26 protein-coding genes and 1 pseudogene are annotated in these 21982 nt (G+C 66.9%); 14 read left to right on the top strand and 13 right to left on the bottom strand.

Annotated elements, in window-relative coordinates:
* Positions 1-23: 23 nt before the first annotated feature.
* From JQX13_RS17170 to JQX13_RS17155, 4 genes are all read right to left on the bottom strand, one after another.
* Complete coding sequence (locus tag JQX13_RS17170) at positions 24-1244, bottom strand: MlaD family protein (RefSeq protein ID WP_203410077.1); 1221 nt, start codon at positions 1242-1244, stop codon at positions 24-26.
* Entirely contained in the window at positions 1241-2062 is an 822-nt protein-coding gene (locus JQX13_RS17165) for an ABC transporter ATP-binding protein (protein ID WP_203410076.1), read from the bottom strand. The genes JQX13_RS17170 and JQX13_RS17165 overlap by 4 nt, the downstream gene beginning before the upstream one ends.
* A 1-nt stretch (position 2063) precedes the next feature.
* Positions 2064-2795, bottom strand: a complete 732-nt coding sequence (locus tag JQX13_RS17160) for an MlaE family ABC transporter permease (protein ID WP_239015309.1) — start codon at positions 2793-2795, stop codon at positions 2064-2066.
* A 116-nt stretch (positions 2796-2911) separates the two neighbouring features.
* Positions 2912-3424: a hypothetical protein gene (locus JQX13_RS17155; RefSeq protein WP_239014796.1), complete on the bottom strand. Its 513-nt coding sequence runs from the start codon at positions 3422-3424 to the stop codon at positions 2912-2914.
* A gap of 198 nt (positions 3425-3622) precedes the next feature.
* Between JQX13_RS17155 and JQX13_RS17150 the strand changes: the two genes are divergently transcribed.
* Entirely contained in the window at positions 3623-3991 is a 369-nt protein-coding gene (locus JQX13_RS17150) for a hypothetical protein (RefSeq protein ID WP_203410074.1), read from the top strand.
* 70 nt (positions 3992-4061) lie between these two features.
* Here the strand turns inward: JQX13_RS17150 and JQX13_RS17145 are convergent, their stop codons facing one another.
* Positions 4062-4421 carry a hypothetical protein gene (locus JQX13_RS17145; protein ID WP_203410073.1) on the bottom strand — a complete coding sequence of 120 codons (360 nt, stop codon included), beginning with the start codon at positions 4419-4421 and terminating at the stop codon, positions 4062-4064.
* A 197-nt stretch (positions 4422-4618) separates the two neighbouring features.
* Positions 4619-5497: a LysR family transcriptional regulator gene (locus JQX13_RS17140; RefSeq protein WP_203410072.1), complete on the bottom strand. Its 879-nt coding sequence runs from the start codon at positions 5495-5497 to the stop codon at positions 4619-4621.
* Between the two features lie 114 nt (positions 5498-5611).
* Here JQX13_RS17140 and JQX13_RS17135 point away from each other — a divergent pair, with 114 nt between their 5' ends.
* Positions 5612-5908 carry a YiaA/YiaB family inner membrane protein gene (locus JQX13_RS17135; protein WP_203410071.1) on the top strand — a complete coding sequence of 99 codons (297 nt, stop codon included), beginning with the start codon at positions 5612-5614 and terminating at the stop codon, positions 5906-5908.
* Between the two features lie 17 nt (positions 5909-5925).
* Here JQX13_RS17135 and JQX13_RS17130 read toward each other — a convergent pair whose 3' ends face one another.
* Positions 5926-6315 (bottom strand): MAPEG family protein, encoded by a 390-nt coding sequence (locus JQX13_RS17130; protein WP_203410070.1) that lies wholly within the window; start codon positions 6313-6315, stop codon positions 5926-5928.
* Between the two features lie 79 nt (positions 6316-6394).
* Here JQX13_RS17130 and JQX13_RS17125 point away from each other — a divergent pair, with 79 nt between their 5' ends.
* On the top strand, positions 6395-8035 hold the full coding sequence (locus tag JQX13_RS17125; protein ID WP_239014795.1) for an AAA family ATPase: 1641 nt from the start codon (positions 6395-6397) through the stop codon (positions 8033-8035).
* Between the two features lie 3 nt (positions 8036-8038).
* On the top strand, positions 8039-8773 hold the full coding sequence (locus JQX13_RS17120) for a hypothetical protein (RefSeq protein WP_203410069.1): 735 nt from the start codon (positions 8039-8041) through the stop codon (positions 8771-8773).
* A gap of 26 nt (positions 8774-8799) precedes the next feature.
* Here JQX13_RS17120 and recF read toward each other — a convergent pair whose 3' ends face one another.
* A complete protein-coding gene (gene recF, locus JQX13_RS17115; RefSeq protein WP_203410068.1) occupies positions 8800-9948 on the bottom strand; it encodes a DNA replication/repair protein RecF in 1149 nt (382 codons plus the stop codon).
* 48 nt (positions 9949-9996) lie between these two features.
* Positions 9997-11214, bottom strand: a complete 1218-nt coding sequence (locus tag JQX13_RS17110) for a hypothetical protein (protein ID WP_203410067.1) — start codon at positions 11212-11214, stop codon at positions 9997-9999.
* Between the two features lie 232 nt (positions 11215-11446).
* Here JQX13_RS17110 and JQX13_RS17105 point away from each other — a divergent pair, with 232 nt between their 5' ends.
* Positions 11447-12001, top strand: coding sequence for a Uma2 family endonuclease (locus JQX13_RS17105; RefSeq protein ID WP_203410066.1), 555 nt, complete (start codon positions 11447-11449; stop codon positions 11999-12001).
* Between the two features lie 19 nt (positions 12002-12020).
* On the opposite strand, the gene JQX13_RS17100 is transcribed toward JQX13_RS17105, so the two are convergent.
* Positions 12021-12236 carry a hypothetical protein gene (locus JQX13_RS17100; RefSeq protein WP_203410065.1) on the bottom strand — a complete coding sequence of 72 codons (216 nt, stop codon included), beginning with the start codon at positions 12234-12236 and terminating at the stop codon, positions 12021-12023.
* A gap of 178 nt (positions 12237-12414) precedes the next feature.
* Between JQX13_RS17100 and JQX13_RS17095 the strand changes: the two genes are divergently transcribed.
* From JQX13_RS17095 to JQX13_RS17080, 4 genes are all read left to right on the top strand, one after another.
* The gene (locus tag JQX13_RS17095) at positions 12415-13008 is read left to right on the top strand and encodes a hypothetical protein (protein WP_203410064.1); all 594 of its coding nucleotides are present in this window, start codon (positions 12415-12417) and stop codon (positions 13006-13008) included.
* Between the two features lie 159 nt (positions 13009-13167).
* Positions 13168-13467 carry a hypothetical protein gene (locus JQX13_RS17090; RefSeq protein WP_203410063.1) on the top strand — a complete coding sequence of 100 codons (300 nt, stop codon included), beginning with the start codon at positions 13168-13170 and terminating at the stop codon, positions 13465-13467.
* Between the two features lie 247 nt (positions 13468-13714).
* On the top strand, positions 13715-14479 hold the full coding sequence (locus JQX13_RS17085; RefSeq protein WP_239015279.1) for an ISAs1 family transposase: 765 nt from the start codon (positions 13715-13717) through the stop codon (positions 14477-14479).
* A 549-nt stretch (positions 14480-15028) separates the two neighbouring features.
* Positions 15029-15580, top strand: coding sequence for a GrpB family protein (locus JQX13_RS17080; protein WP_203410062.1), 552 nt, complete (start codon positions 15029-15031; stop codon positions 15578-15580).
* 316 nt (positions 15581-15896) lie between these two features.
* Here JQX13_RS17080 and JQX13_RS17075 read toward each other — a convergent pair whose 3' ends face one another.
* Genes JQX13_RS17075 through JQX13_RS17065 form a run of 3 tightly spaced genes read right to left on the bottom strand, consistent with a single transcriptional unit; the run spans position 15897 to position 18252 of the window.
* Positions 15897-16208: a hypothetical protein gene (locus JQX13_RS17075; RefSeq protein WP_203410061.1), complete on the bottom strand. Its 312-nt coding sequence runs from the start codon at positions 16206-16208 to the stop codon at positions 15897-15899.
* Entirely contained in the window at positions 16208-17842 is a 1635-nt protein-coding gene (locus tag JQX13_RS17070; RefSeq protein WP_203410060.1) for a hypothetical protein, read from the bottom strand. Before JQX13_RS17070 ends, JQX13_RS17075 begins: the two co-directional genes overlap by 1 nt.
* On the bottom strand, positions 17833-18252 hold the full coding sequence (locus JQX13_RS17065) for a hypothetical protein (RefSeq protein WP_203410059.1): 420 nt from the start codon (positions 18250-18252) through the stop codon (positions 17833-17835). Before JQX13_RS17065 ends, JQX13_RS17070 begins: the two co-directional genes overlap by 10 nt.
* 285 nt (positions 18253-18537) lie before the next feature.
* Between JQX13_RS17065 and JQX13_RS17060 the strand changes: the two genes are divergently transcribed.
* The 5 genes and pseudogenes from JQX13_RS17060 (at position 18538) to JQX13_RS55405 (ending at position 21637) form a co-directional block, all read left to right on the top strand.
* A complete protein-coding gene (locus JQX13_RS17060) occupies positions 18538-19851 on the top strand; it encodes an ISAs1 family transposase (RefSeq protein ID WP_203405779.1) in 1314 nt (437 codons plus the stop codon).
* A 349-nt stretch (positions 19852-20200) separates the two neighbouring features.
* Entirely contained in the window at positions 20201-21151 is a 951-nt protein-coding gene (locus tag JQX13_RS17055; protein ID WP_203408984.1) for an IS1380 family transposase, read from the top strand.
* Positions 21139-21225 (top strand): annotated as a pseudogene (locus JQX13_RS56320) (hypothetical protein); the annotation flags it as partial. The gene JQX13_RS17055 and the pseudogene JQX13_RS56320, both read left to right, overlap by 13 nt.
* A gap of 143 nt (positions 21226-21368) precedes the next feature.
* Positions 21369-21518, top strand: coding sequence for a hypothetical protein (locus JQX13_RS54140; RefSeq protein ID WP_239014681.1), 150 nt, complete (start codon positions 21369-21371; stop codon positions 21516-21518).
* On the top strand, positions 21506-21637 hold the full coding sequence (locus tag JQX13_RS55405) for a hypothetical protein (protein ID WP_275424884.1): 132 nt from the start codon (positions 21506-21508) through the stop codon (positions 21635-21637). The genes JQX13_RS54140 and JQX13_RS55405 overlap by 13 nt, the downstream gene beginning before the upstream one ends.
* The last annotated feature ends 345 nt before the right edge of the window (positions 21638-21982 follow it).

Genomic DNA, 21982 nt, shown 5'->3' with positions numbered 1-21982 from the left:
GGAGGAGTGGAGTGGAGTGGGTTTCAGGGATTCTTCTTCGGCTCCTCGGTCTTGGGCTGCTCTGAAGAGTCGTCTCCCGCGCCGCCGATTCCGCTCGCGCCCTCGTCCTCCTTCGGCGACTCCAGCGGCCGGCCCACGTACTGCACGTTGTCGTTGTTATCGATGGCGAAGCGCACCAGCGCCCGCAGCACGCGGTTGCGCTTCACGTTGCCCACGACCTCGCGCAGATCCTCGTACACCGTCGGGTCCTTGATGATGCCGCCCAGCGAGCCCTCGCCACGTGCCACCATGGCGGTGATCTGCTTGATGTCCGCCGCGGCGCTCCCCAGGTCCGCCAGCATGTTGCCCGCGTTGCCGTACACCAACTGGTGCACCGCGCCGTCCGGGTTCTTCTTCGCGTCCTCGAGCAGCGAGGCGAGCTGACCCGCCGCGGCCCCCAGCTCGCCCAGCGCCCTGGCGCCTTCCTGGCCGTAGATGAGCGCGTGCGCGGTGCCGTTGCCGTTCTGCACCTCGTCGAGCAGCCCCTCCACGTGCCCCACCGCCTTCTCCATCCGCAGCGCCGTGCGCGAGGCATTGGCCACCAGCTGCCGCACCTCCTTGCCCGTCTGCTTGTCGTAGATGAGTGCGTGCAGGGCGCCGTCCCCCTTCTCCACCTCCTGGAGCAACATCTTCAGGCTGCGCATGCTGGCGGCCACGTCCTCGGCCATCTGCGGGTCGGCGTACATCTCCACCGCCTTGCGCGCGGTGCGGCTCAGCGCCACCGTGTCCTCCATCACCTGCGACGCGCTGCGCATCAGCGAGGACAGGTCCCCACCGGATGTGCTCGGAATCTCCGACCCGGGCTCCAGCGGCGGCTCGTCCAGCGAGCCCAAGGTGATGTCCACCGCCTTGTCACCCAGCACGCCCTGGCTGGCCAGCCGCGCCACCGAGTCCATCCGCACCCGCTGCGCGTGCTTCGCGCTCAGCCTCAGCTTGACCTCCAGGCGCCGCTCCCCGGGCTTGGACGGGAAACTCACCCCGTCCACCCGGCCCACCTCCAGGCCGCCCAGCCACACCGGGGACTCCTCGGTCAGTCCCTCCACGTTCTCGAAGTAGGCGTAGTACTTCACCTCCCTCTCGAAGAAGCGCGTCTCCTGCCCGATGAGGAAGACGATGAGGCCCGCCAGGCCCATGGCCACGGCCACGAAGATGCCCACCCGCAGCGCCATGCGCTGCTCCTTCGACGTGCTCCCAAAGAGACTCATGGCGCCACCCCCACCTGCGACTCGAATTCCCCGCGCCGCGCATCCAGGAAGGCCCGCACCTCCGGCACCGTGGAGACCCGCATCTCCTCCGGCGTGCCCACCTGGACGATGCGCCGGTTGGCCAGCATCGCGATCCGGTCGGACACGCTGAAGGCACTCATCATGTCATGGGTCACCACGATGGACGTGCACCCGAGTTGTCTCTGCATGGAACGAATCATCTGGTTGATGGTCTCGGTCGTGACGGGATCCAACCCCGTGGTGGGCTCGTCCCAGAGGATGACCTCCGGATCCGTGGCGATGGCCCTCGCCAGACCCACGCGCTTCTTCATGCCGCCGGACAGGTCCGCCGGCTTCATGTCCTCGATGCCGGGCAGGTTCACCAGCTCGAGCTTCTGGGCGACCCGCGCCCGCAGCTCGTCGGGAGACATGTGCGGGAAGTGCTCGCGCAGCGGGTAGGCGATGTTCTCCCCCACCGTGAGCGAGTCGAACAACGCCGCCCCCTGGAAGACCATGGCCACGTGCCGGCGCACGTCGATGAAGTCCTCTTCCCGGAAGTCATTGAGCTCCTGCCCCTCGAAGAGGATGCGTCCCGCGTCCGGGCGCAGCAAGCCGATCAGACACTTGAGCAGCACGCTCTTGCCGGTGCCCGAGCCGCCAATCACGGTGAGCGTCTCGCCCGCGTACACGGAGAGCATCAGGTCATCGTAGACGCGCTTGGGTCCGAAGGACTTCTGCAGGTGCTCGAAGCGGATGAGCTCCTCGCCCTTCCGGGGCGGCTGGAACTTCAGGCGGGGCTTGCGTCGGTGGAAGAGCATCTCAGAGGTAGAGGGTGATTTTCGTGATGAAGAAGTCGGCCAGACACACCGAGACGGAGGTGATGGCCACCGTCTGGGTGGTGGCGCGGCCCACGCCCTCGGTGCCCCCCTCGACGGTGAGGCCCTTGAAGCAGCCCACCAGGCCGACGATGCCACCGAAGACGAAGCCCTTGACGACCCCCGAGACGAAGTCGCCCATGAACACGGTGTCCAGCGCCCCCTGGAAGAACAACTGGAAGGTGATGCCGTACTGCGCATTCACCACGAGCGCGCCCGCCACCATGCCGATGACGTCCGCCAGCACGGTGAGCGCGGGCATGAGGATGAGGCAGGCGAGCACACGGGGCACCACCAGCTTGCGCAGCGGATCCGCCCCGAGCGCGCGGATGGCGTCCACCTGCTCGGTGACCGTCATGGAGCCCAGCTCGGCGGCGATGCCCGAGCCCACGCGCGCCCCCACGGTGAGGGCGATGAGCACCGGGGACAGCTCGCGGAAGAGCGTGAGCACCACCACCCGGCCCACGGTGTACTGCACGCCGAAGCGCCCCAGGAAGAAGCCGAACTGCAGCGAGATGACCAGGCCGGCGAAGGTGGCCGTCAGCAGGGCGATGGGCAGCGAGCGCACGCCCAGCGCCTCCACCTGGTAGACGAGCGCGGAGGGCGAGAAGGGCGGGCTCACCGCGCGCATCGCCACCTTGCCCGTCATCACCACGAGCGAGCCCAGCCGCTCCATGCGCACCGTCAGGCGCTCGCGCAGGGTGCCGCCCTCGGGGTTGATGGCGCCCGCCGTGGACGTCTCCACCGGCCGGCCGTGACGCTGGGGCGGGTGGTGCAACTCGAGGCCCGTCCTCATGACGCGCTCTCCGCGCGGAAGCCGCGCACGAGCGCCTCGAAGTCCTCGACCCGATCTTCGTAACGTCCCAGGGGCGCCACGTAGGTGAAGTCGTACACGCAATGGTCCTTCTTCAGCACCAGGAAGAGCAGTTCCACGGGTACGCCATCCAACTTGGCCCGGTAGCGTGAGCGCAACGCCTCTCGCTCGTCCACCACCACCTTCCGCTGCTCCACCTCCAACCGCTCGGTGAAGCCCATGAGGAGATGACGGGTGAGCACATCCAACGGAGCGTCCTCGTGCTCCTGGCAGTTGGCGTTCACCGACAGCGCATGGCCGGTGTCCTCGGTGTACCAGGCGAGATCGTTGTTGGAGAGCTTCACCCGCTCCCAGACGGGCGGCAGCGCGCCCACGTGGTAGCGCACCCCGGGCTTGCTGAGCACCTGGTCCTCGAAGCGCACACCCCGGTGGCAGCCCACGGCGGACGTGAGCAGCAGGAGCAGCGGCAGGACGTGACGAATGACTCCCATCCTCATCGCCGCGAGGGTAGGCACCCGGGGCAAGGCCCGTGAGTTCCTGGGAGGATGAAAGGTTCACTCCCCACCATAGTGGAGGGCTACCAGACGTGCCAGGCGCCCGACATGCCGAGCGTTCCCCTCGAGGTGGACGGATGCGGATGTTAGGCGCTGAACCCTTGCCACTTGGAAACTCGGAGGAGGAGGCACCTCATGGACGGTGGGTTGGGACTGTTCGGATTGGGATTGTTCCTGCTGTCGATTGCCCTCCTGTATGCCCGGGAAGCATTCGGGCTGGCGTGGCCGCTGCTGGCGATATCGCTCATCTCCATGGGCTTCGCCATGTCGGAGAGCCCCCGGAGACGGGAGGTGTCGCTGGGAATTGGAGTGGCGTGCCTGGTGGCGGCGCTGGTGAGCATCGCCTTCGCGATCTCCTGGTACTGGGTGGTGGCCACGGCGCTCTTCGGCGTGGCGTACCTGGTGCTGTGGGCGGAGTTCCGCTTCCCCTACTTCCAGCACGTGCCCCAGGAGGCCGCAGGGCCCGGCACGCACACGCGGCGCTTCCGCCTGCGTCGGCGGTGAGCGCGAAAACACGACGGCCCGCCGTGGGTTTCCACGACGGGCCGGTGGGAGAGGAAGCGTGCCGGGCCGCTCAGAGCTGCCCCTTCTGCGCGAGCACCCAGAGCGTGGCGGCCACGATGTCCGGGCAGTCGTAGACGCGCTGGGCGTCGCTCACGGTGGCCCAGGTGGAGCCCCCCTTGTAGATGCGGCCATTCTCGATGGTGGCCTGGGTGCTGCCGCCCACCTCGACGGCATGGCCGCCGCCCCGCTTGACGGCCCGGCCCCGGGTGCCGCCCCCCTTCTCGATGGTGATATCCGCGCCCGAGGTGCGCACGGTGTACTGGGTGCTACCGCTCTTCTCCACCCGGTTGCCATGACACTTGTAGTCGGCCGCGAGCGCGGGCGCCGGGGCCAGCAACAACGCGGCGAGCAATATCGACATCTTCTTCACGCACTTCCTCCAGGGACTGGGACGCGCGGTCCCACGGGCATGGACCCAGTCTGACAACCGGGCCTGACATGCCGCGTCATGGGCGCGGGCTCGAGGCACCGCTCCGCCATCGTTCGCTCACAATGCTCGTTGCAGTCGCAAACTCCTGCGGACGAAGACCGTGCGGTGTCCCAGTCGCCTTCACGTCCATTGAAATCTCACGGCTTCGGCGCGAGTCCCAACAGGGCATCGATGAGCGGGTTGCGCTGCTTGCTCCTGCGCCAGGCGGCGTAGATGGGAAACTCTCGGGCCGGCTCGGAGAGGGGCTGCGCCACCACGCCGGGGACCTTCGGCCCGCGAGGCTGCAACGAGGCCAGCAGCGAATAGCCGAGCCCCGCCGCCACGAAGCCGAGGATGGTCTCGGAGGAGTCCGCCGCGTACATCCGCCGCGGCACCACGCCGAAGTGCGCGAGCGCCGCGAGCTGCAGGTCCCTCAGCTGGGGGTCCGAGCTGTAGGTGATGAAGGGCTCGTCCCGGAAGGGCTCGGGGCTCACCGGGCCCTTGCGCGCGAGCCGGTGGTTGGAGGGGAAGACGAGGAAGGCGCGCGTCTTCCCCACCGGGTGGGCCTCGAGGTCCGGAGGCACCTCGGGCAGGTGGTCCACCAGCAGGTCCGTCTCGCCCGAGCGCACGAGCGACACCGCGGGAACCTTCGCCTCGAAGAGGGCCACCTCGATGTCGGGCCGCTGTCCCTGCAACCGCCGCAGCCACGGGGGCAGCAGGTGGCGCAGCGTGTGCCCCGAGGCGTGGATGCGCAGCCGCCCTCCCACCGTCCCCGAGCGCAACGAGCGCTCCAGCGCGGACAGCCCCTCGTAGAAGGGCGCCATGTACTCGTAGAGCGCGCGGCCCTGTGGCGTGAGCACCACGCGGTCCTTGCCCACCCGCTCGAAGAGACGCACGCCCAGCTCGGACTCCAGCCGCTTCACCTGCTGGTGCACGCCGGGTTGGGTGATGGGGTACGGGAAGGCGCGGGCCGCCCGGGCGTAGCCCTCGCAGCGCGCGACCCAGTAGAAGCCCTCGAGACGCTGGAGCTGAATCATCAACTGGAGCTTATCGAAGGCCGAGCCATTAGTTCCATGCGGTTTGCGAGGAACAGGAGCAGGGTGTGTCCCGTCAACGCGCTTCCACCGAAGCGACTCCCCACGAGGTCCACCATGTCCCGCCCCAACACCACCGCCGTGCAGCCGACCCACAGTGGCGCCTGGGTCATCCAGTCATGGATGTCCTTCATCCTGGCCGTGGGCGTGACGGCGCTCGGCATCTACCACCTGCCCGTCGACGGCTGGCAGAAGGCCTTCCTGGGCATGGGGCTGCTCTTCAGCGTCGGCTCCACCTTCAGCCTGTCCAAGACGGTGCGCGACCAGCACGAGCAGGAGCGCCTCACCGCCCGCATCGACGAGGCCCGCGTCACCAAGCTGCTCGCCGAGGTGGACCCGGTGGTGCTCAAGTAGCCGCCATCGACGCGGCTTCAGGCCAGGCGCACCAGCGCGAGCACGAAGAGCGCCACCACGGCCATCATCGCCAGCTTCCATACCAGGCTGCGCAGGCTCGACCTGTCCGCGAGGTAGAAGGCGGCATGTGCGAGGCGGAACACGACGAACAGCACCGCCAGCACGTTGATGCGAGCCGGGGGAACGCCGGCCAGCCACGCCAGGATGACGGCGGCGGCGAAGGGCGGGAAGGCCTCGAAGGCGTTGAGCTGGGCGAAGTGGGCCCGCCGATGCCAGCCGGAGAGCGTCTCGTTGTATTCGCGAGGGTTCGGCAGATAGTCCGCCTTCCGGGTGGAGCTCCGGGCCAGCACCGACAGCACGAAGGGCTGCAGCATCGCTAGCAACACGCACAGCACCGCGATGAACATGGGGGTCCTCCCTGAAGAGCACCCCCACACCTACCAGACGGGCATGTTTGGCTTCATCACCCGACTGCCCCCGAGGTAGATGGGGTGGCCCTCGAGTGGCTCGCCCGCCCCCCTGGTGCGCGAGGCGCTCCCGGGCTGGTATACCCAGGACATGGCGTCCAGCCCCGCGCTCCCCCGTCCCGGGTCCCCCCCCTCCTCCGCTCCGTGGCTGGAGGAGCTCGACATCCTCATCCGGGCCCGCTACCCGCTGCTCTACCTCGTCTCGTGGGAGGAGCATCGGGTGGACACCCTCCTCGCGAACATGGCCCGCGCCCACGGCAAGGTGCTCCTCACCTGGTCCATCAGCCGGGGACTGCGCTACCTGGGCGGCAACCGCGGCCCCTCCCTCCCCGAGGAGACGCGCAATCCGATCGACGCCATCGCCGCCATCGAGAAGCTCTCCGAGCCCGCGCTCGTGGTGCTCAAGGACTTCCATCCCTACCTCGAGGAGAAGTCGGTGGTTCGCGCCCTGCGTGAGCTCGCCCACTCCCTCAAGAGCACCTTCACCACCGTCATCCTCCTGTCGCCCACGCTCGCCATCCCCACCGAGTTGGAGAAGGAGGTGTCCGTCCTCGACGTCCCGCTGCCCGGCTTCCAGGAGCTGCTCAACCTGCTCAAGGAGATCGTCGCGGTGGTGCGCCGGGGCAACAAGGCCACCATCGAGCTGTCGCGCGAGGACGCCGCGCAGCTCATCCAGGCGGCCCAGGGCCTCACGCTGTCGGAGGCGGAGAACGCCTTCGCCAAGGCCATTGCCCACGACGGGAAGCTGAACGCCTCGGACATCCGCCGCGTCCAGGACGAGAAGCGCCAGGTCATCCGCAAGAGCGGGCTGCTCGAGTACTACCCGCCGGAGCAGGACCTGGGGAACGTGGGTGGCCTGTCGAACCTCAAGGTGTGGCTGTCCCGGCGCACCGCAGCCTTTGGCGAGCGCGCCCGCCAGTTCGGCCTGCCCGAGCCACGAGGCCTGCTGCTGCTCGGCGTGCAGGGCTGTGGCAAGAGCCTCACCTCCAAGGCCATCGCCGCGCACTGGAACCTGCCCCTGCTGCGGCTCGACATGGGGCGCATCTTCAGCGGGCTGGTGGGCTCCTCCGAGGAGAACCTCCGCAAGGCCATCCGCGTCGCCGAGAGCATCGCCCCCGTGGTGTTGTGGGTGGATGAAATCGAGAAGGGCCTGTCCGGCACGGCCTCCTCGGGCCACACGGACGGCGGCGTCACCGCGCGCGTCTTCGGCACGCTGCTCACGTGGCTCCAGGAGAAGACGGCCCCGGTGTTCGTCGTGGCCACCGCCAACCGGATCGACGGCCTGCCGCCCGAGCTGCTGCGCAAGGGGCGCTTCGATGAGATCTTCTTCATCGACCTGCCCGAGCTCGCCGAGCGCCGCGACATCTTCCGCATCCACCTGCAGCGGCGGAAGCGAGACCCGGCCGCGTATGACCTGAACGCACTGGCCCTCCTGGCCACGGACTTCAGCGGCGCGGAAATCGAACAGGTCGTCATCGCCGCGCTCTACGAGGCCTTCGGCGAGGGCGTGGAGTTGGAGCAGCGCCACATGACCCGAGCCATCCAGGAGACCTTCCCGCTCGCAGTGACGATGCGCGATGACATCGTCCGGCTGCGCGAGTGGGCCCGAGGGCGTACCCGGCCGGCCTCCTCACCCGAAAGCGGCTCGCGAAAGGAGTAGGCGATGTCCTCCAACAAGTTCTCCCGCTTCATGCACCTCGAGCGCGCGCGTGGCGACAAGACGCCCGCCGGGGGACAGGTGCGCTTGCAGGACGGTGGCCGCTTCGAGTCCGTCGTGGGACCCGGCGGCGAGGCGCCCTCCTCGGTGGCCGTGCCCGAGGCCCACGTCGAGCGCTTCAAGCTCCATGGGCAGACGCCGCTCGCGCTCGATGACACGCAAGCGCAGGGGCAGCACTTCCCGCGCTGCATGCGGTGCCAGACCGAGAACGGGCGCTTCACCCGGGAGTGCACCACCTGTGGCGCGGATCTCCAGACACCCGAGCAGCTCGCGTACGACCAGGAGCGCTGGCGCGCCCGGGAGCAGGCCGAGGCCGAGACCCGCGAGCAGGTGAAGGTCCTCCAGAAGGCCCACCAGGAGGAAAACGCCGAGCAGCTCGCCGAGCGTCAGCGGTACATGGAGCAGTTGCACCGGGCACTCGAGAAGGACCGCTCGTTCGCGAGCAGGCTTCAGCCCCTGTTCACCCCATGTCTCGGCGTGGGACTCCTCCGTCTCATCCCCCACCCGCTCGCGCGATGGATGACGCTGGCGTGGAGCATCGCCCTCCCCCTGCTGCTCGTGCGATTCGGCAACCCGTCATTCCAGGCGCTCGGGCTGTACCTGGGGATGCTCGTCATCGTGAGCTTCGTGCCCACCGGTCTCTGGACGGCGGGACGCCCCGGGCGCGGCTGGCACTGGTAGAGCCGTCCCCCGAAGAGGGGCGATTCTCAGGCGGGCCCGCTCGCGGGTTGCTCGGCCGGAGGGGGGCTCGTCACGTCTCCGGCGCGCACGCCCAGCCACAGCGTGTCCTCCGCCGCGGCCCCGCGCACCAGGCCCGCGTCCGTCGTCGTGAGGAACACCTGGGCCCCGCTCGCCGCCAGGTAGTTCATCAGGTACGCGTTGCGCTCCGGGTCCAGCTCGCTCGATACGTCGTCGAGCAGCAACAGCGGCAGGAAGCCCATCGCCGCCTCGAGGTTCTCGATTTCGGCGATCTTCCACCCCAGCACCAGCGCGCGCTGCTGTCCCTGGCTCGCGTACGCCCGAGCGCTCCGGCCGCCCAGCGTCACCGTCACGTCGTCCGCGTGCGGGCCCACCGACGTGAAGCCCCGGTCCAGGTCCCTGCGCGAGCGCGTCGCCAGCGCCTCGCGCAGCGCCGCCGCCAGCGCCGCCTCGTCTGCCGTCGCGAAGTCCACGTCTCCCAGGTGCGCCGGGTGGTAGCCATACGCCGCCGGCTCCGGCGTGCGGCCAATGGAGGCGAACGTCGCCTGGGCCCTCGGCGCCAGCTCCGCCATCAGCGCCCGCCGCCTCGCGTACACCCGCGCTCCCGCCTTCGCGAGCGTCTCGTCGTAGGCCTCCAGGTACGCCGGCTCCACCGCGCCCTCGCGCAACAACCGGTTGCGGCTCTTCAGCGCCCGCCCGTACTCACGGCTCTCGCGTAGGAAGGCCGGGAAGCGGTTGAACACCGCCCGGTCCAGGAAGGCCCGCCGCGAGTCCGGCCCGCCCTTCACCACCTCCAGGTCGTCCGGGGTGAAGGCCACCACCGACACGCCCCCGAAGTACTCCTCCAGGCTCGACGCCTTCTTCCCGTCCACGAAGGCCTGCCGCACGCCTCCGGCGACCTCGACGGAAATCTCCCGCTCCGCGCCCTTGAGCAGGAAGCGGCCCGTCACCCGGGCGGACTTCGTCCCCCACCGCACGAGCTCCGACAGGCGGCCAGCGCGCAGGGGCTTGAGCGTCGCCAGGAAGTAGAGCCCCTCCAGCAGGTTCGTCTTCCCCTGGCCGTTCTGCCCCACGGCGATGGTCGCGTGCGGGCTCGGCGCCAGGGAGACCTGGCCGAGGTTTCGGAAGTCCTGGACATGAAGTGCCAGCAGGCGCACGGGAGTACCTTTCTCCCATCCGGTGATGCGAGCGTCCAGGCTAAAGGATTACCCTGACATCCGCCCCGCGCGAGGCCGCCCGGCTGCCTCCCGGGCCCTCTGCACCAGTCCCGGCAGATCGTCCACCTCGTCATCCACGTGCCCGGAGGGGAGCCGGGGGAGCTGCCCCCGTGCCTCGGAGAAGAGCCTCGCCGGGGTCTGCCCCTGGCCCCGCAGCCGGATGAAGAGGCGCAGCGACTCGCGCAGCCGCTCCAGGTCGGGGCCGGTCTCGGCCCGAGCCCGCTGCGCCGCCGTCCACAACCGCACCCACGCGGCCTCCTCACTCCACGCGCCCTGGGGTCGCGCATGGGACAGCGCCGCCAGCTCCGCCGCCACCTCCAGCAGCCCCGCACGCCCCTCGCACAGCACCTCCGAGGCCGGCAGCCGCGCCTCCGCCGAGGACTCCCGCGCCACCAACCACCCCAGCAGCTCCGGCCACTCCTCCTCGCGAGGCACCACCGGCGACAGGCGCTCCTCCAGCAACGCCTTCAACCGGGCACGCGCCAGGTCGTGCCAGAAGTCCGCGTGCAGCAACAGCTCCGGCCCGCTGCGCGGCGGATGCACCGGCGCGCGCCTGGCCCGCTTCTCCAGGAAGGCCCTCACCCGGCCCGTGGCGTCGAAGCGGTCCAGCCGGGCCCAGAGCGCCTCCAGCGCCGTCTCGGCCACGGGCAGTGCCCGACGCACCTCGTCCGCCTCCGCCGCGTCGAAGGGCAGCGCGCCAGCCAACGTCGGGCGCTTGAAGATTCGCTCGAAGACCTCCGCCGCCACGCACGCGGCCCGAAGCTCCGGGAGGTTGCGCGGCAACATCTCCACCGCCTGGGCCCACAGGCGCCGGCCCAGCAGCGGCCCCGCGTCCAGCACCTCCTCCTCCAGCTTCAGCAGCGCATCCCCGAGGAGCTCCGGCTTCTTCTTCGCGATGAGCCGCCGCTCCACCTCCCACGCGACTGCCTCGCGCAACCGCTCCACCTCGGACAGCAGCGCCATGGGCGCCGAGCCCCTTGGCCAACCCTCGGCCTCCGCGCGCCGGGCCACGGACTCCAGCGTGGCGTCCACCTCCGGCTGGGCCAGCGCCACCTCGCGCAGCAGCTCGAGGTTGGCCCGCACCCGGTCCTTCCAGAAGAAGGCGCGCAACAGCTTCTCCAAGGCCCGGTACCGCAGCCGCGTGGCCTCGAGCAGATCCGCGCGGTCTTCGAGCCGCGCTCGCAGGATGTCCGGAGAAGTGGCCACGGCTCCACTATAGGGCGCCCCCGGCGGGGCGGCAGGCCCCGGCGGCCACTCGGGGTGACGAGTGAACGATGAATGCCGCTCGACACTCGACCTCGAGAGATGCGCATGCGATGACATGCGCATGGGATGAAAGGTCGGCTCGCGGAGACAACCTCGCGGGCAGGGTGTCGGACCCTGGCGACAGGCTCCAGACATGGAACCTGTCGCTCGAATGGACGTGGATGAGTTGGGGATGGGAAAGCGACCCGCGACCTACGCAGACCTGGAGGAGCTTCCCCCGAACATGGTGGGGGAGATCATCGCTGGCGAACTGTACGCGAGTCCCCGGCCTGCGATTCCGCATGCCCAGGCCGCCTCCCGGCTCGGTGGAGTGCTGATGGGCCCGTTCGACCTGGGGTGGAACGGCCCGGGCGGCTGGCTCCTTCTCGACGAGCCTGAGTTCCACCTGGGTGGAGACGTGCTCGTTCCAGACCTCGCGGGCTGGCGCCGCGAGCGGCTTCCCGAAGCTCCGCGCACCACCGCCCTGACGCTCGCTCCAGACTGGGCCTGTGAAGTCCTCTCCCCTTCCACGGAAGCGCGGGACCGGGCGGTCAAATTGCCCGCCTATGCGCGCGAGGGCGTCCGGCACGTGTGGCTCGTGGACCCGGACGTGCGCACGCTGGAGGTCTTCCGCCTGGCGGGCATGAACTACACACTGCTCGCCACGTTCACGGAGGACGCCCAGGTCCGCGCCGAGCCCTTCGAGGCCATCGAGCTCGAGCTGAGTGCTCTCTGGGGCGGAGCGTGAAGCCTTCCTGAGCGCTTGCTCAAGGACCGAGCAGAATCGGCTTCCGATTCTTCACCTCGGCGAGAATCTGCTCGGCCGTCGGATTCCTGCGGTCGTGAAAGATCAGGTTCACGATTCCGGGGTAGCGCGCATTGAGGCGTAGATACTTCTCGTCGGTCTCGGCCTCCGTCGCGTAGCCGCCGGTCTGCAGCCTTCGAATGATCTCCAGGGCCTCGTCATCACGTAGGGGTTCCATCAGACCTCCGGGAAAGCAGGCAGCGTCCTACCCCTCCCCACGTGGAAAAGAAACTACGTCGTCGTGGCGCGAAACTCGTGCTCGTCGCGCGCGGCAACCGCCGCGCGCTGAATCCTCTCACCCGGACCGTGAATCAGACGATGTGCCGCTCTCAGTCCGGGTTCACGAAGAACGAGCAGTGATTGTTGAGCTCCTTCAGCTCATCCACGGCTCCGTGATTGAAGCCATCATTGTCCAGGAAGATCCCATAGGCTCGATCATCGACAACCTTCTTCGTTACCCAGAAAAAGGTCGAGACCGATTGCCCGGGCTGGAGAGGCCCCGCGCTCCACACGACGTAGGCCTCGTTTTCGAGCTGACCGGAAAAGAGGTCCACGCCCCAGCTCGGACGCACCACATGCGTGAGTTGATTGCGCCCGAGGTGAAGGTGACGATTCTGGCCGACCGAGGCTTCGCGGACCAGAAGCTCTACGCGCTGCTCGAGGAGTTGTGCTTCGAGTACGTGGTACGCTCCCGTCAGCGAATCATCGTCACCAGCACCCAGGGCGAGCGTCGGAGCGCGGCCGAGTGGGTGCCGACCTCAGGCCACCTGCGCAAGCTCAAAGGCGCACGCGTCACGGCCGATGAGGTGGAAGTCGCCGCGGTGGTATGTGGCGAGAGCCTCGGCATGGAGCGCGACCTCAAAGCCAACACCTCGAAAAAGCGCACCTACTCCCTCTTTCGCCAGGGCTGCATGTACTACCAGGCTCTGCCCACTATGCCCCAGGCTTGATTCAAAGTCCCACGGGAGAGGTCATCCCACCCGGGCCTACGGCTGAAGTATAGTCCCGCCTACAGGCGCCCACCGGAGGCGAGCAGCCGCGGGCTGATCGCGAGGGGGAGCGCCAGCACAGAGCCGGAGACGGGCCGGACAGGTCCGGGGAGGAGAAGGATGAGTGGGAAGAAAAACCGGGGCGGGAGGGCTGGCGGGCCCTCCACACCCCAAGCGGGAAACGGGAAGGGGAAGAAGGACGAGCAGGAAACCCCCTCCCGCGTGCAGAGGATGATGGCGAGCCTGGGGCTGACATTCAAGGAGGTAAAGGACCCCCGGGCCCGCCGGGGACAGAGGCACCCGCTGGCGGCGATGTTGATGCTGCTGGTGCAGGCGATTGCGGTGGGGCGGCGGGTGTTGAGGCATGCCGAGGCGCTGGGGAGGACATGCTGCGCGAAGGCACGGCGCCCGAGGGGCTGAAGCGGCCGGTGTCCGACACGACGTTGGATAGGCTGCTGGGGAAGTTGGAGCCAGAGGGGTTGGAGCAGGAGGTGCACCAGATGGTGCACCGAGGCCTGGAAGTGGGGCTGATACGCCATGAGCTCTTCGCCCGGGGCGTCGTCAGCATTGACGGGAAGGCGGGGAGAGCACGCCGGGGCAGCCGCCGTGCGAGCCGAGCCACACGACGAAGGATGAGCAGGGGCGGGAGTACTGGTACCCGTACGCGCTGCGCGCCAGTCTCACCAGCAGCGCGGCCCAGCCGGTGCTCGACCAGAAGTTGCTGGAAGGCAAGCAGGGAGAGGCGACGGCGTTCCCGGAGTTGTTCAAACGGGTGGTGGAGAAGTTCGGGCGGCATTTCGAGTACGTGACAGTGGACGCGGGAATGACGAGCGCGGCCAATGCGCGGGTGGTGAGGGAGGCGGGCAAGCACTACCTGATGGCGCTCAAGGAGAACTTCCACCGGCTACATGACAAGGCGTGGGTGGCGCTGGCGGTGGCGCCAGTGAAGGTGCGCACGCGCGAGCGGACGAGCGGGGAGTGGGTGGAGAGGGAGTTGAGGGTGGTGGACAAGCCGCCAGAGGAGGACTTTCCCGGCGCCCAGCAATGGGTATGGGTGAGGCAGACGCGAACCAGAGACGGCGAGCTGCCGAAGGTGGAGACGCGGCTGTTCCTCACCTCCATTCCCACAGGGCAACTGTCCCCGGAGCGGATGCTGACGTTGGTACGCCGGCACTGGGGGATTGAGAACGGGCCCAACTGGACAGCGGACGTGGTGCTGGAGGAGGACAGCGCCTCGCCCAGCCTGCGAGGCAATGCACCCCTGGTGCTCAGCTGGCTGCGTTTGCTGGCCTACAACCTGCTGGCCCTGGTGCGCACGCACCTGCCGACTCGCGACAAACGGCCCCAAAGCTTCGCACGCACCATGGAGGTGCTCTACCAGGGCCTGTTGGGTCTGGCCGTGCTGCCCGAGAGTCTGGCCACACTTGCCTGAGCGCCCGCCAGCTGCTCCCGCTCCGGCCTTCCCGCGCCTCTTCTCCCCTGGCTGTTCGGCCTGTGTACCTTCACTCCTGTCCTTCCACGGCGCCCCTCTTTCAGGCGCCGTCCGGAGGGATGCTCCCTCTTTGCCTGTGAATGTCTGGACTTGCTCTCCGCCTCTTCAAAACCTCTCCTACGGACTTTGGATCAATCCTGCCCACTATGCCCGAAGCCCAGTTGCGGCCTCTCATCGAACGCTTCGCCCAACTCGTCTGCGAGCAACTCGTTTTCCGTGAAGCCTTTGGCCTTTTATGAGGGGATGCCTCAGTGCGCGGATAGGATGGCGAACCCACGACGCCGCTTGGGATGTGCGACGGTCTCATTCGTTTGCTCAGGGTTGGGGGGTTACGAATCGGGGCATGAGGGTGTCTCCTGATGTGTTTACAAAGGCGAGGTGTCGCTCTCCCTACAATCCTGTAGAGCGCTCCCCGTCCCGTTGTGACGAGCGCCACCCGTACGTGAGACAGTCCGGGCCCCGTCGCACCGCACGTACGGCGGTGAACTCATGAAGACCTCCGATATCGACGAGCCCATCACCCTGGTCGAGCCCGACCCTCGATGGCCCGAGATCTACGCCTCCGAGGCCGAGCGCGTGCGAGGAGCGCTCGGTGACGTCGTCACGCGGCTCGAGCACGTGGGAAGCACCGCAGTGCCCGGGCTCGTCGGCAAACCCATTGTCGACCTCCTCGTGGGCGTGCGCTCCCTGGACGAGGGAAGAGTCGCCACCCCTCGCCTCGTCGCGCTCGGGTACGAGGACTTCGGCGAGGTGTTCATTCCGGACAGGCTCTACCTGCGGCGACGGGGGCCGCCCCACTTCAACGTCGCCATCGCCGAGGAGGGAGGGGCTTTCTTCACCTCCCAGCTCGCCGTCCGCGACTACCTGCGCGCGCACCCCGACGAGGTGAAGGCCTACGCGGACGAGAAGCGCAAGGCCTACGCGCACGGCGCGCGACTTTTCTCGACGTACTCGCAGCAGAAGAACGCATTCGTCACCTCGCTCGTCGAGAGGGCGCTCGCCTGGGCGAACGCGTCGCCCGGCCCTCGAACCCAGGCGTAGCTAAAACGACCCCGACAAAACGCCCAGCGATGCTCCCCCGGCACAGAGACCCGTCAGGGGCTCCGGCTGTTCTCGGTCTGTGTCATCCAGTCGCCGCACTCGGCACATCGGCCGTAGCTACTCAACGCAGGGCCCAGCACCAAGGACCAGAGCACCAGCCAGCCTGGGGCAGCGCGGGTTGGCCCAGGACATCATTCAAGGCATCCGCGAGCCGACGTCCGACCTGCTCAAGTTCCGAGAACTCCGAATCAGGCTCTTCGGGCCCGGCAAGCTCCGCGGCCCGCAGGCCCCCTATCGCGTCTGTATTCGATATACCTCAGCCAATCTGACTGACTTTCAACATCTTCAACAGGCTATCCCTGTAAGCACCGTCCTCGGATTCAGCGTCGACGTCGCCCAGTTTAGCGAGGTCTCGCAAAGCTGCATCTCGCAGCACGGTCACCAACTCACTGGCCTCGGATGGATCCAGCAGGGACAGATCCAAACCACCGTTGGCATCCGCCACATGGAGCCACTGCTCCAATTTTGATGGCATTTTCCCGCTATCCAGCGCTGATTGAAAGAGCCGCTCGAATATCCTACCAGATACCCACCATTCACGTTCCGCATCGAAGTGAATCGATAGCATTAGAATCCCACCCTGACGATCATGGCCTGTTTGGCTGCGGGGAGTGCGTCCACGTATTGCTTGACAGCAGCGATCTGTTCGGCTGTGTAGCCAGTCATATCAACAACCGTGAAGTCATTGCCCTTGAGCAGATGATGATCGATTGATTTTGTAAATTGCTCCAGCTTCATATATTGAGACTTCGTCCCATCTCCCAGAGCATCGTATTTCCGTCCCAGGTCGTCAACCCAGTCGTAGCCGGGATCCTTTCCTTCTATTCCCTTGAAGGTCCGCCCGTCGAAGTCCGGGTCATCCGCCAACCGTTGGGCCGTGCGCTGTTCCGCGGGTCTCGCATGCCGCATGGACTCATCGAGTCTGGCCGGAACCCTCTTCGCGGAGCGTCGGACCAGTTGGTTGAGCTTGTCCGTCGTACCTTTGACGGATTCATTGATTCTGCGGCGAAGCGCCTTCGAGAGATCCCCGACCAGTCTCGCAATCTCATCCAGCTTACTGAATAGGGTTTTCAGCACCTCTCCCGCCTTACCCGCCGCGGAGATGGCCGCACGAAGCCTGGATAGGACTCCTGCGATGCGGGTGGCGAGTGCCGAGGCTCCGGCGGCGGTGCAGAGTGCACCAATTATGATCAGGACAATGGTGATCAAGACTTCGGGCAGCAGATACCCCTCGACCATGCCGATGCCTTCAGCCCAGAAGTTCGGCGTCATCATCATGACGACCGTCATGATCGTCTTGATCACGCGCTTGAACACATCGGTCTCGCGCACGACCTCGATCATGTTCTGGACCCAGTCACGGCTATGCTCTACGATGTCCTTGATCAGTGGCCCCAGCTCGCCAGGCAGATCAATCAACACCCCAAGCGCGTTTTCAATGGCCGCAGCAGTGCCATCGAGGAAGGCCTTGAGCAAAGCCATCAACTGCTCACGTCGGTTCCATAGCGCCTGAGCCGTTTTGGCGAACTGCTTTACATACTCGATCCCCCCCATGAGGACCGGCGCAACCAGCCACCCCACTTGCTCGTACAAGGGCAGCTCCTCGTACCAGTCGGCGACCTTGCTCGTGCCGCTCTGTATCCCACCCCATACTTCTTTTGCTGTATCACCAACGCTGGCCCAGAAATCAACCTCACCCTCCCACCAGGTCCCAAGGCCACGGAGTTGGCCACGGCGTTTGGCTTTTGGGACCGACAACCAGCCATCCTTCGACCACTCCGCAATCCAGTGCCGCAGGAGTTGGCGCATTGACGTCTCGAAGGCATCGAGGGTGTTGAGGATCTGCTTCTCGATGCCTTTCGGGTCGTCATCACCATCTGGCACGAGCGCGATGCTCGCAGGACCCGGCTTCACGCCACTTTGGCGGTAGACCCCCAACTCCGCTCGCACGTCATCGTGGGGCTGACCATCTTCTTTACCGAATGAAGACAGACCTTTGGTTCGAGGTCCGTCGGCCACAAGCTCCCCCTCGACCTCGATGCGCACCCGGCAGCCCGTGACCGGAGTAGCCCATGGATCGTCGTAGACCGCCGCCACTCCGATCCAAGCCAGGCACTCCTTGACCGGGCTATCAATCGAGCCTGTCTCGGCTTCGGCGCTTGCCTGAGAGCGATTGAGTGCCTCCATACCCGTCATCGCCATATCTCACCCCATGCACGCTCGCCGGGAGACGGAGCGGCTTGAGCAGAGTCACCACGCGTGAGTTGATCGGCAGCTCGATAAATAGCCCAGAATCGCTCCGATTCGGGTTGGCGGGGCACACCATGCGGCGGAAATGCGATCAAACGTGCCGCCAGCGGTAGTCTGGTCTCGAACCGCGGGCCGAACAACAACTCCAGAACGATCAGTCGATGTAAATACTCCTTGCGTTGGAAGCCTTGTGCACGAAGCCAAATGAGCGCGGCGTGAACTCGAATACGTAGATCTTCATAGGGCAACGCTCCAAGTTCTGACACAAAGTCGGCACGAATCCTGGCCGTCACTCGTTCGACATACGCGTCAACTGTGCTCTCGGCCAGGATACGAAGTTGTGACCTGGGAACAGAAAACACCTGGCACCTCCTGGGAGAGATTGAAGATAGAAGTACATGCAAGGAGACATGGCGAAGTCAAGGAAGCCTCCCCAGCGCAGGAGCTAGGAGCTTGTCGGAGAACCCCACCACAAAGGGCAGGCTTGATTCAAAGTCCCACGGGAGAGGTCATCCCACCCGGGCCTACGGCTGAAGTATAGTCCCGCCTACAGGCGCCCACCGGAGGCGAGCAGCCGCGGGCTGATCGCGAGGGGGAGCGCCAGCACAGAGCCGGAGACGGGCCGGACAGGTCCGGGGAGAAGAAGGATGAGTGGGAAGAAAAACCGGGGCGGGAGGACTGGCGGGCCATCCACACCCCAAGCGGGAAACGGGAAGGGGAAGAAGGACGAGCAGGAAACCCCCTCCCGCGTGCAGAGGATGATGGCGAGCCTGGGGCTGACATTCAAGGAGGTAAAGGACCCCCGGGCCCGCCGGGGACAGAGGCATCCGCTGGCGGCGATGTTGATGCTGCTGGTGCAGGCGCTGGCGGTGGGGCGGCGGGTGTTGAGGCATGCCGAGGCGCTGGGGGAGGACATGCTGCGCGAAGGCACGGCGCCCGAGGGGCTGAAGCGGCCGGTGTCCGACACGACGTTGGATAGGCTGCTGGGGAAGTTGGAGCCAGAGGGGTTGGAGCAGGAGGTGCACCAGATGGTGCACCGAGGCCTGGAAGTGGGGCTGATACGCCATGAGCTCTTCGCCCGGGGCGTCGTCAGCATTGACGGGAAGGCAGGGGAGAGCACGCCGGGGCAGCCGCCGTGCGAGCCGAGCCACACGACGAAGGATGAGCAGGGGCGGGAGTACTGGTACCCGTACGCGCTGCGCGCCAGTCTCACCAGCAGCGCGGCCCAGCCGGTGCTCGACCAGAAGTTGCTGGAAGGCAAGCAGGGAGAGGCGACGGCGTTCCCGGAGTTGTTCAAACGGGTGGTGGAGAAGTTCGGGCGGCATTTCGAGTACGTGACAGTGGACGCGGGAATGACGAGCGCGGCCAATGCGCGGGTGGTGAGGGAGGCGGGCAAGCACTACCTGATGGCGCTCAAGGAGAACTTCCACCGGCTACATGACAAGGCGTGGGTGGCGCTGGCGGTGGCGCCAGTGAAGGTGCGCACGCGCGAGCGGACGAGCGGGGAGTGGGTGGAGAGGGAGTTGAGGGTGGTGGACAAGCCGCCAGAGGAGGACTTTCCCGGCGCCCAGCAATGGGTATGGGTGAGGCAGACGCGAACCAGAGACGGCGAGCTGCCGAAGGTGGAGACGCGGCTGTTCCTCACCTCCATTCCCACAGGGCAACTGTCCCCGGAGCGGATGCTGACGTTGGTACGCCGGCACTGGGGGATTGAGAACGGGCCCAACTGGACAGCGGACGTGGTGCTGGAGGAGGACAGCGCCTCGCCCAGCCTGCGAGGCAATGCACCCCTGGTGCTCAGCTGGCTGCGTTTGCTGGCCTACAACCTGCTGGCCCTGGTGCGCACGCACCTGCCGACTCGCGACAAACGGCCCCAAAGCTTCGCACGCACCATGGAGGTGCTCTACCAGGGCCTGTTGGGTCTGGCCGTGCTGCCCGAGAGTCTGGCCACACTTGCCTGAGCGCCCGCCAGCTGCTCCCGCTCCGGCCTTCCCGCGCCTCTTCTCCCCTGGCTGTTCGGCCTGTGTACCTTCACTCCTGTCCTTCCACGGCGCCCCTCTTTCAGGCGCCGTCCGGAGGGATGCTCCCTCTTTGCCTGTGAATGTCTGGACTTGCTCTCCGCCTCTTCAAAACCTCTCCTACGGACTTTGGATCAATCCTGCACCACAAAGGGTGGGGAAGAGGGGTGACCCCGCCTTATTCACGAGAGGTGCAGGAGGATGACCGGAAAAGGAGGGTGACGCGCCTGACCTCCCGAGTGGTAGAGGGGTGTTGTTCAGACATCCACCACCACAAGGCAGGAGGCGCGTCATGGGTGAAATCCTCAACGACTTCGGGCTGGAGTTCAACGGCTCCGTGAAGCTGGAGGCGAGGGCGGAGCGGTTGACGTCGGAGGCAGGTGCGGTGCTGCTGAGGGAGGTGGACGAGCGGTTGGGGCTGACGCGCTGGCTGGGGGAGATGTTGACGGACACGCGAGACGAGAAGCGGATAACCCACTCGCTGAGGGAGTTGGTGCGCACGGACCTTCTGCTGTTGGGGCAAGGGTGGAGAGACCACGACGACGCGGACGCGCTCAGGAGGGACGCGGCGTTGAGGTTGGCGGTGTCGGACAGCAAGAGCAGCGTGCCGCTGAGGGGGAAAGAGGGGGGAGCGGAGGGGTTGGCCTCACAGCCCACCTTGTCGCGGCTGACGGCCATGTTGGCGCGAGAGGAAAACCGGAAGGTGCTGCACGAGGCGCTGGTGTGGCAGACGGGGCGGAGGCTGAGGGCGCAGCAGCCCAAGGGCCAGAAGCTCAAGCAGGTGACGGTGGACGTGGACGGGTTGCCGGTGGAGGTGCATGGGCACCAGGAGGGCAGCGCGTACAACGGGCACTACGGAGTACGCATGTACCACCCGATTGTCGCCAGTCTCGCCGAGACGGGAGACCTGCTGGACGTGAGGTTGCGCGAGGGAAACGTGCACAGCGCCAATGGAGCGCTGGAATTCATCGACGAGTTGCTGGGGCGAGTGGAGAAGGAGGTGTGTGAGGTGGCGGCGGTGCGCTTCGACGCGGGCTTTCCCGAGGAGAAGCTGCTGGCGAAGCTGGAGGAGCGAGGCACGCCCTACGTGGCGCGCGTGCGCAACACCAGCGTGTTGCAGCGGGAGGCGGCGCTGCCGCGCTTCATGAATTCGGGAGTGCCGCAGGGGAGCCGGGCACCCACCTGTACGAATGGGAGTACCAGGCGCAGGGCTGGAGCCGTGCGCGGCGCGTGGTGTTGGTAGTGCTGGAGAGGAAGGACGAGCTCTTCCCGCACGCCTTCTGGCTGGTGACGAGCTGGAGCAAGGAGCAGATGCCGGCACAGGCGCTGCTGGAGCACTACCGCCAACGCGGCACGGCGGAGGGCCACTTCGGAGAGCTCATGGACGTGCTGGCCCCGGCGCTCTCCTCGGCCAGACGGCCCAAGTCCAAGTACCGGGGCAGCCGCCCGTCCAGCGCGCGGTGTCCATCGACGCCTTCGCCAACAACGAGGTACGCCTGTTGCTCAATGCCCTGGCCTACAACCTGGTGCACGCCGCGCGCGTGCTGATGGAGCAGGCCACGGGCGAGGGCTGGGGCTGCTCCGTGTGCGCGAGCGGGTGCTCAAAGTAGCCGCGCGGGTGCTGTTACACGCCAGAAGAGTGGTGCTGGTCATTGGCCGGGAGTCGGCCAGCCTCTGGCAGAAGCTGTGGACGAAGCTGGGCTCGCTGAGCACAGCGCAAATCACGTAGCTGCCTGGAGTCAATTGCAGCTCACGTGTCGCACTCTCCCCACTCCCCTCTCCATCTCCTCCTGCTTGCTACCCGCTGCCCCGGGGCGGGCTTCCTCTGCCTTGTGCCCGATAACTCAACCCAACGCGCTCGACCTCAGCCTTCATGCATGTCTTGAGCCAGTCGTCGCGAATATGGTGGGGTGACGCCCCAGGTGGTCCTTCAGGGCAGCGGCGAGTTCTGGTTGAAACTGGAGGGTGAGCACCAGCGAGACGAAGAAGCCCGAGCAGAGCGTGCTGTTGGATGTGCCCGAGGCGCAGAAGCCGCAGCGGCAGGAGGAGACGAAGAGCTCCGTGCGCTTCAGCC

Source organism: Archangium violaceum (genome assembly GCF_016859125.1).
Taxonomy (GTDB): Bacteria; Myxococcota; Myxococcia; order Myxococcales; family Myxococcaceae; genus Archangium; species Archangium violaceum_A.
Note: the sequence above shows the minus strand (reverse complement) of the source record. Positions and strands in the feature narration are given on the sequence as shown.

What these genes read in the sequence shown, in the direction of transcription:
- JQX13_RS17170 (WP_203410077.1), bottom strand. Translation starts at nt 1,244, where the DNA reads ATGAGTCTCTTTGGGAGCACGTCGAAGGAGCAGCGCATGGCGCTGCGG.
- JQX13_RS17165 (WP_203410076.1), bottom strand. Translation starts at nt 2,062, where the DNA reads ATGCTCTTCCACCGACGCAAGCCCCGCCTGAAGTTCCAGCCGCCCCGG.
- JQX13_RS17160 (WP_239015309.1), bottom strand. Translation starts at nt 2,795, where the DNA reads ATGGAGCGGCTGGGCTCGCTCGTGGTGATGACGGGCAAGGTGGCGATG.
- JQX13_RS17155 (WP_239014796.1), bottom strand. Translation starts at nt 3,424, where the DNA reads ATGGGAGTCATTCGTCACGTCCTGCCGCTGCTCCTGCTGCTCACGTCC.
- JQX13_RS17150 (WP_203410074.1), top strand. Translation starts at nt 3,623, where the DNA reads ATGGACGGTGGGTTGGGACTGTTCGGATTGGGATTGTTCCTGCTGTCG.
- JQX13_RS17140 (WP_203410072.1), bottom strand. Translation starts at nt 5,497, where the DNA reads ATGATTCAGCTCCAGCGTCTCGAGGGCTTCTACTGGGTCGCGCGCTGC.
- JQX13_RS17135 (WP_203410071.1), top strand. Translation starts at nt 5,612, where the DNA reads ATGTCCCGCCCCAACACCACCGCCGTGCAGCCGACCCACAGTGGCGCC.
- JQX13_RS17130 (WP_203410070.1), bottom strand. Translation starts at nt 6,315, where the DNA reads ATGTTCATCGCGGTGCTGTGCGTGTTGCTAGCGATGCTGCAGCCCTTC.
- JQX13_RS17125 (WP_239014795.1), top strand. Translation starts at nt 6,395, where the DNA reads ATGGGGTGGCCCTCGAGTGGCTCGCCCGCCCCCCTGGTGCGCGAGGCG.
- JQX13_RS17120 (WP_203410069.1), top strand. Translation starts at nt 8,039, where the DNA reads ATGTCCTCCAACAAGTTCTCCCGCTTCATGCACCTCGAGCGCGCGCGT.
- JQX13_RS17105 (WP_203410066.1), top strand. Translation starts at nt 11,447, where the DNA reads ATGGGAAAGCGACCCGCGACCTACGCAGACCTGGAGGAGCTTCCCCCG.
- JQX13_RS17100 (WP_203410065.1), bottom strand. Translation starts at nt 12,236, where the DNA reads ATGGAACCCCTACGTGATGACGAGGCCCTGGAGATCATTCGAAGGCTG.
- JQX13_RS17090 (WP_203410063.1), top strand. Translation starts at nt 13,168, where the DNA reads ATGAGTGGGAAGAAAAACCGGGGCGGGAGGGCTGGCGGGCCCTCCACA.
- JQX13_RS17080 (WP_203410062.1), top strand. Translation starts at nt 15,029, where the DNA reads ATGAAGACCTCCGATATCGACGAGCCCATCACCCTGGTCGAGCCCGAC.
- JQX13_RS17075 (WP_203410061.1), bottom strand. Translation starts at nt 16,208, where the DNA reads ATGCTATCGATTCACTTCGATGCGGAACGTGAATGGTGGGTATCTGGT.
- JQX13_RS17070 (WP_203410060.1), bottom strand. Translation starts at nt 17,842, where the DNA reads ATGGCGATGACGGGTATGGAGGCACTCAATCGCTCTCAGGCAAGCGCC.
- JQX13_RS17060 (WP_203405779.1), top strand. Translation starts at nt 18,538, where the DNA reads ATGAGTGGGAAGAAAAACCGGGGCGGGAGGACTGGCGGGCCATCCACA.
- JQX13_RS17055 (WP_203408984.1), top strand. Translation starts at nt 20,201, where the DNA reads ATGGGTGAAATCCTCAACGACTTCGGGCTGGAGTTCAACGGCTCCGTG.